Annotated in this window: 6 protein-coding genes; 3 read left to right on the forward strand and 3 right to left on the reverse strand. The window is 29.5% G+C overall.

The features are described 5' to 3' along the window. The 3 genes from CQA69_RS08640 to CQA69_RS08650 all read right to left on the reverse strand — a co-directional run. A partial coding sequence (locus CQA69_RS08640; RefSeq protein WP_137621376.1) for a class I SAM-dependent methyltransferase occupies positions 1-261 on the reverse strand: 261 nt, incomplete at its 3' end. A gap of 46 nt (positions 262-307) precedes the next feature. Continuing rightward, the gene (locus CQA69_RS08645; protein WP_137621377.1) at positions 308-970 is read right to left on the reverse strand and encodes a class I SAM-dependent methyltransferase; all 663 of its coding nucleotides are present in this window, start codon (positions 968-970) and stop codon (positions 308-310) included. A gap of 30 nt (positions 971-1000) precedes the next feature. Further along, the gene (locus CQA69_RS08650; protein ID WP_137621378.1) at positions 1001-2011 is read right to left on the reverse strand and encodes a DegT/DnrJ/EryC1/StrS family aminotransferase; all 1011 of its coding nucleotides are present in this window, start codon (positions 2009-2011) and stop codon (positions 1001-1003) included. A gap of 77 nt (positions 2012-2088) precedes the next feature. Here CQA69_RS08650 and pseI point away from each other — a divergent pair, with 77 nt between their 5' ends. The 3 genes from pseI to CQA69_RS08665 all read left to right on the forward strand — a co-directional run. Continuing rightward, positions 2089-3120: a pseudaminic acid synthase gene (gene pseI, locus CQA69_RS08655; protein ID WP_137621379.1), complete on the forward strand. Its 1032-nt coding sequence runs from the start codon at positions 2089-2091 to the stop codon at positions 3118-3120. Between the two features lie 14 nt (positions 3121-3134). Beyond that, positions 3135-4994: a motility associated factor glycosyltransferase family protein gene (locus tag CQA69_RS08660; RefSeq protein ID WP_137621380.1), complete on the forward strand. Its 1860-nt coding sequence runs from the start codon at positions 3135-3137 to the stop codon at positions 4992-4994. 85 nt (positions 4995-5079) lie between these two features. Then, a partial coding sequence (locus CQA69_RS08665; RefSeq protein WP_137621381.1) for a motility associated factor glycosyltransferase family protein occupies positions 5080-6531 on the forward strand: 1452 nt, incomplete at its 3' end.

The following is a 6531-nucleotide window of genomic DNA, read 5'->3' on the forward strand; positions in this document are numbered from 1 at the left end:
GACTTTAAGTTCTGCTTTTAGTTTATGAAAGTCTAATATTTCTTGAGTTGCTTTGATCCCATTTGCTGAGTAATCCACGCCATAAGCTAAAAAATCATTTTCAGCTAAGAATTTCACGTGTCGCCCCCCCCCACAACCTAGATCAAGTATTTGATCGTTTTTTTTGAAATTTTTCAAAACAAAACTTACTAAATCACTACCAGGATAACGAGGCTGATGTCTTTTTTGAGAATGCATTTCATGCCATTTTTCTTGAGTCATTTTTATATCCTTTTTGTTTGAAATTATAGCAAAAACTGCAAGAAAATTATTTTTTTAAAACAATAAGATAACTGTGGTTGCAAATAGCTCCATTTTCTAAAGACATTTCCATATGGTTAATTTCTATTTGTTTAAAATCACTAAAAACTCTTTTCACCTCATCTTTATCAAAAAAATACATTTTCATTCCATTTTCTTCAAAAGCAGAGCGCGAATCATTATTTTCTTTAATCAATACTTCATATTTTGAAATTTTTTCATTATTTAAATAACGATAATCTTTAATGCTTCTTACAACAACATAAGCGATCGCGTCTTTTTTTAAAACCCTATAAATTTCTTTAACTGCTTTTTCTATGACTTCTTTAGAATTATAAAGAAGAACGCCATAACAAAGCACACCGTCAAATTTTTCATTTTCATAAGGGATATCATCGACACTTGCGACTTTAAGTTCTGCTTTTAGTTTATGAAAGTCTAATATTTCTTGAGTTGCTTTGATCCCATTTGCTGAGTAATCCACGCCATAAGCTAAAAAATCATTTTCAGCTAAGAATTTCACGTGTCGCCCCCCCCCACAACCTAGATCAAGTATTTGATCGTTTTTTTTGAAATTTTTCAAAACAAAACTTACCAAATCGGCACTAGGGTAGCGAGGCTGATGTCTTTTTTGAGAATGCATTTCATGCCATTTTTCTTGAGTATTCATTTTCGATCCTTGTAATATAAATTGAAAAAATTATAACAAAGATAAAATTATTTTTATATTATCCTTAATTTGCTCTTTGCTTATTTTTTCATCGCACCATAAATTAATTAGTTCTTTACTTAAAATTTCTGAATTTACTTGAGTTTTTCCTTCAAAAATCAAGTGTGAAGGTAAATACCAAGAAGAACAATCGATCCCATTTTTTCTTAATCTTTCAAGCAATTTTTCTCTATCGCCCAAATATCTAAAAGTATAACGCCAAGCTATGGAATTTAAATTCGGCTTTGGATGTAAAATAAGTTCGTGTTTTAAAAAATTTTGATAGATTTGCATATTTTCTTTACGCTTTTTACATACACTATCTAGTTGAGATAATTTCTCTTCTATATAAGGGTTATCGCCGCTCCCAAAAACAAAAGTATAATCTAAAAGTAAATTTTTTAGATTTTTAAAATAATTTTTATCTTTTGTATCTAGGGCGTAATATTTCAAGCGATATTCATCAAATTTTTGTTTATCAATCTTTAAAGTCAATTCTTTATTAAATTCTCTTAAAATATCTAAGGGAATTTTAGAACTCAAAATTACCCCACCCCATAGCTCATTTTCTAAAAATTTTGTATGGCCAAAGCTTAATACACTCACATCACATTTTGGATTGATTTTATAAGTTTGTGCACAATCTTCTATGATAAATATATCTTTTTCTTGGCAAAAATCAATAATTCTTTCATCGCAAAAATGCCCATAAAGATGGACTAAAACTAAAGCATCATAAGGATTTTCATCATAATTTTTTTTACAACTTTCATAAGAAAGAGTATAATCCTCCAAATTCACATCTGCAAAAATTACCCAAACCCCTGCTTTTAAAGCCGCACTAACCACTTGAGGACAAACCAAACTAGGGATTAAAACTTTATTTTTATTTTTTGATTTTAAATACTTAAAAATCAAAAACAAAGCACTCGTTCCTGAACCTGTATAAAGAGATTCTAAAGTATTAAAATGCGTACTGATTTTTTCTTCTAGCAAATTCAAATTTCTTTCCTTTATTATGCTATAATTTATAAAAGCAATTTTACCGATATTATTTTAAAAATTAATTTGGAACTCAAATGCAAATAGGAAATTTTAACACGGATCAAAAAGTATTTATCATAGCAGAGCTAAGTGCAAACCACGCTGGAAGTTTAGAACTTGCACTCAAAAGCATCAAAGCCGCTAAAGAAGCTGGAGCGGATGCGATAAAAATTCAAACCTACACGCCAGATAGCCTCACTCTTGATAGCGATAAAGAAGATTTTATTATTAAAGGCGGACTTTGGGATAAACGCAGACTTTATGAACTTTATGAAAGTGCTAAAACCCCTTATGAGTGGCACAAACAAATTTTTAAAACCGCTAAAGATGAAAATATAATCTGCTTTTCAAGTCCTTTTGCTAAAAAAGATGTGGATTTTTTAAGACAATTTGATCCTATAGCCTATAAAATCGCATCTTTTGAAGCCAACGATGAAGAATTTGTCCGCTATATAGCTAAAGAAAATAAAACCACAATTGTTTCTACAGGTATTGCGAGTGAAGAAGAACTTTTTAAAATTTGTGAAATTTTTAAAGAAGAAAAAAACTCACAATTGATATTTTTAAAATGCACCTCCGCTTATCCTACAAAAATTAGTGATATGAATTTAAGAGCGATTATAAGCTTAAAAGAAAAATTTGGCGTTGAAGTAGGACTTAGTGATCATAGTTTTGGGCATTTAGCTCCAGTTATGGCCGTCGCACTTGGAGCGAGAGTGATTGAAAAACATTTTATGCTTGATAAAAATTTAGAAAGCGAAGACTCTAAATTCAGTCTTGATTTTAATGAATTTAAAGCTATGACTAAGGCTGTAAGAGAAGCTGAAAGTGCTTTAGGAAATGGCTCTTTAGAACTTAATGAAAAAACTTTAAAAAACCGCACTTTTGCAAGAAGTTTATATGCAAGTAAAGATATCAAAAAAGGTGAAATTTTTAGCGAAGAAAATATAAAATCTGTGCGTCCTTCTTTTGGACTTCATCCTAAATTTTATAAAGAAATTTTAGGCAAAAAAGCTACAAGAGATATCGAATTTGGCGAAGCTTTGAAAGAAAAAGACTTTAGATAAAGGTAAAATCACTTATGGATAAAGAGCTTTTTTTAAAAAACACCCAAGCACTCTTTGAAGTTGATCAAATTCTAGCTTATAATTTAAGAGCCTTGCAAAAATTGGAAAAATTTCAAGCCAATCAAAACGAAGAAGGTTTAAATTTCATCACAAACTCGCAAGAAAAAATTTATGAAAATCCCAACAAAGAGCTTTTAGAAAATCTCAATTTTTATAAAAATACATATTCAAAATATCCTGTTTTATTTTTTTATGGCTTTGGTAATGGCAAATTTTATAAAGCTTTATGCGAAAACAAAAACCATAAACACATCATCGTTTTTGAAGATGAACTTGAAATTTTGACTCTTGCTTTTTATTTCACTGATTTTAGCAAAGAATTAAAAAGTGAAAAACTCATACTCTTTCACACTCCGAGTATCACTACTGCACAACTAAATACTCTTTTTATGTATGAAAATATACAAAAAAGTGTTAAAATTTTTAATCTCTTTGCACATAGTGATTTTTATCTTAAATTTTATGCCAAACAAATTCAAGAGCTTAACCAAAAACTCATTACAAATATCCGTTTTATCGTTCTAAACAAAGGAAACGATCCACACGATTCTATCGTAGGCATTAAACACATGTTAAACAATATCCCTAAACTTTTAAGTCACGGGGTTTTTCAAGATTTTTTAAAAGAAAGAAAACAAAAAGTTAAAAATGCTATCATTGTTTCAACTGGGCCTAGTCTTATTAAACAATTGCCTTTGCTTAAAGAGTGTGCAAATAAAGCAACAATTATAGCAGCGGACTCTTCATATCCTATACTAGCAAAACAAGGTATCAAGCCCGATTATGTGTTATCCTTAGAAAGAGTGCCTTTAACTTCTGAATTTTTTAACAATAATTTTGGAGAATTTGATCAAGATATTTTATTTGTCATTGCTTCTTTAACACACGAAAATACTATCCATTATCTAGAAAAAAATCAAAAAAAATATATGCTTATTCATCGTCCTTTACACTCAGCCATCTCGTTAAAATTAAAAGAATTTGGCTATATAGGAGTTGGAGCAAGCGTTGCCAATATGGCTTATGAGTTAGCTGCAAGTTTAAGACATGAAAACATCATTTTAATAGGACAAGATCTAGCGTATGCCGAAGATGGAAGTTCTCACCCAAAAGAACACATCCACGGAAGTCAAGGCGATGAAATACGCGGGGAAGTTTATACCACCGCTTATGGCGGAAAAGGACAAGTAAGAACACAGCTTACTTGGAATTTATTTCGTCAAGCTTTTGAAAAAGATATTTTTTGGACTAAAGAAAAACTACAAATTGCTACTTATAATTGCACCGAAGGCGGAGCTAGGATAGAAGGCGCTATAGAAAAACCTTTTAAGGAAATTTGTGAGACTTTACTTGATGAAACACTTTCTAAGCCTTTTGCTATGCCAAAAAGCTTAGAAAAAAACCAAATCCAAAAATTATTTTTACAAACTCAAAAACTGCTTAAAAAAAATGTTTCTCAAAGTGAAGATTTTATCAAAAAATGTCAAAATGAACTTAAAAAACTAGATTTTGAATTGGCGCGCTCTGAGCTTAATTTACAAACTTTAGAAAAAATCAGAAAAAATCTTTTAAGTTTCTTTAGTGAATTTAGAAAATTAAAACTCTTTAATGAACTTACTCAAGCTATCTATTATCATAATGAATGTGAAATTTTACGTTTTGAAGTGTTAAACGATCTTAAACAAAGCGAAAAAATCAAAGACTTTCTTATCGATCAAAAAAATTGGTGGTTGCAAGGACTTGGTTACTTAGATACTCAAAATAAAATCATCAAAGAAGCTTTAGAAAAATACCAAAATGACGATATTTTATAAAAGGAGATTTTATGAAATTTAGTTCCGAACAGATAAAACTTTTTGAGAAAAATATTAATGCCCTTAACGGGGGAGGGGTATTATGATGAAATTTAATCCTTCTCAAAATCAGCTTTTTAAAGAAAATTTGCATAATTTAAATTCTATATTACAAGAAAAACTTAGCAAGATTAAGAACACCCATTATGAACTAGTTCTTGGAAAAGATAATTTAGACATTAATTTAAAAGACAAAAGAGATAATACTTTTCTTTATAAAGATGCTATTAGAGAACTAAACACTACTTTAAATACTTACAACGAAAAGTATGCTTTATACCCAGTGCTTTATTTTTATGGCTTTGGTAATGGAATTTTATTTAAAGCGCTTTTGCAAAATCAAAATCTCAAACATATAGTAGTTTTTGAAAAAGAAATAGAAATTATTTGGATTATGTTTCATCTTTTAGATTTTTCACAAGAGCTAAAAGAAAATAAACTCATTATTTTTGATACCAATATTCTCACATTAGAAGATTATAATAGACTCTGTTCTTGTCATCCCTTCTTTCAATTTTCTAGAATTTATTTTTTAGAACTTAGTTGTGATTATTATGAAAAATATCAAGAAGAAATTTTAAAACTAAATAACAATCTTATAGAAAGTTTTAAAAATGCAATATTAGGAAGAGGTAATGATCCAAAAGATGCTTTACAAGGCATAGAACAGCTTACTTATAATTTATCTAAAATGATTACGCATCCAACCTTAGAAACCTTACTGCAAAAAAGATCAAATCTTAGCCAAACAGCTATCATTGTTTCAACAGGACCAAGTCTTGCTAAACAACTGCCTTTGCTTAAAGAATACGCAAATAAAGCCACGATTTTTTGTGCCGATAGTGCTTATCCTATTTTAGCAAAACATAATATCAAGCCTGATTATGTTTGTTCTTTAGAAAGAGTTTTGCTTACATCAGAATATTTTAATAACGATTTTAAAGAATTTGATCAAGATGTTTTATTTATCCTTAATTCGCTTGTTCATCCAAAGACTATAGAATTTTTAGAAAGTAATAATAGAAATTATATATTAGCTTATAAAGGATCTAAATTTATAAAATATTTAAAAATTAACCAATTTGGAGAATTATTTTCAGGACATAGTGTAGCACACATAGCTTATGGCTTAGCGGTATGTTTAAACCATAAAAATATCGTCCTAATAGGACAAGACTTAGCTTATAGCAAAGATGGAAAATCACATTCTAGTGGATACACATACTTAACCGAAGCTGGTAAAAAAGGAGAAGCTTACAAAAAAGATATTGGAAAATATACAACCCTAGCTTATGGAGGAGAAGATTTTATAGAAAGCTCTTGGGTATGGTTGGTCTTCAAACATTTTCTTGAAGTGCATATTTTACAATCATCTAAATTAGGCTTTTCTACCTATAACTGCACCGAAGGTGGAGCTAGGATAGAAGGGACTATAGAAAAACCTTTTAAAGAAATTTGTGAGACTTTACTCAAAAAAGATTTAAAAAAACCTTTCCCT

Origin of the sequence: Campylobacter estrildidarum (assembly GCF_005406205.1) — a bacterium.
GTDB lineage: Bacteria > Campylobacterota > Campylobacteria > Campylobacterales > Campylobacteraceae > Campylobacter_D > Campylobacter_D estrildidarum.

Coding starts and splice junctions, on each gene's coding strand:
- CQA69_RS08645 (WP_137621377.1), bottom strand. CDS start 970: ATGAATACTCAAGAAAAATGGCATGAAATGCATTCTCAAAAAAGACAT.
- pseI (WP_137621379.1), top strand. CDS start 2,089: ATGCAAATAGGAAATTTTAACACGGATCAAAAAGTATTTATCATAGCA.
- CQA69_RS08660 (WP_137621380.1), top strand. CDS start 3,135: ATGGATAAAGAGCTTTTTTTAAAAAACACCCAAGCACTCTTTGAAGTT.